The organism is Oceanobacter sp. 4_MG-2023 (assembly GCF_030689165.1).
Taxonomy (GTDB): domain Bacteria; phylum Pseudomonadota; class Gammaproteobacteria; order Pseudomonadales; family Oceanobacteraceae; genus Oceanobacter.
Genome location: NZ_JAUYVV010000075.1, coordinates 1 through 747, shown reverse-complemented (window position 1 = coordinate 747; position 747 = coordinate 1). Strand labels below are relative to the sequence as shown.

General features: G+C 52.5%; 1 protein-coding gene. It reads right to left on the bottom strand.

Translation table 11 applies throughout. The features are described 5' to 3' along the window. Positions 1-64 precede the first annotated feature (64 nt). Positions 65-415 carry a bifunctional 2-polyprenyl-6-hydroxyphenol methylase/3-demethylubiquinol 3-O-methyltransferase UbiG gene (locus Q8W24_RS16810; protein ID WP_305476050.1) on the bottom strand — a complete coding sequence of 117 codons (351 nt, stop codon included), beginning with the start codon at positions 413-415 and terminating at the stop codon, positions 65-67. Positions 416-747: the final 332 nt, after the last annotated feature.

Here is a 747-nt window from a genome sequence, read left to right as displayed (position 1 = left end):
TCTGGCTCATGGTTGGCACCTCTGTTGGTGAAGAGTTTATCTCTTCTTGAGGTGTCCGGGATATTCAACCAGAACAGACGTGCATCAAGACGGCACTGCACAACACACCATCGAATGGTTTATCCGAGCGGACTTCCGGTAAATATCCGGCGTGAATACGTGTTGATAGTGACGGGCACAGTGCCACTGCCTGAGATCGCAATCCATCCACCGGCTCAACGCCATAAGCATCGTAACCCTGGGCCAGTAATGCCTTCAGGTCGCGGCCTGAGCCACAGCCAACATCCAGTACTCGACTGCCGGGCAGAAAAGCCATCGGGAAGTAAGCCAGCATGGGACTGCTTACCGACTCATAGCGGGTAAAAACATCCTGTACGTGTTGCTCGTAATAACGATGGGTCGGGTAGTCGGTCATAGGGGCAGGTCGAAGGAGGGGGTAGCTGCCAGCACCGAAGACCGAGCAAGAGTGCCGAGCAGAGAACTGAAATCCATATCGATAACCCATTGACGAGAGTCGTTACTACCAAGGCACGCATCTATCCGGAGCCTTGAAGCAAAATTGGATCACAGAATACCGCCCGGAAGATTTGACCGCTACCCTCACGCTTGTTGTGTGTTTTTTATCCTGTCCCTGAGCGGGGGTTACAGTTGGCTATGGTTATGTCATTAACCGAGGGTGTTCATAGTTCTGTGTCACCCATTACTTACAGATCCACGTAGCCGTCGATCCGTCCTTCGAAGTGGATG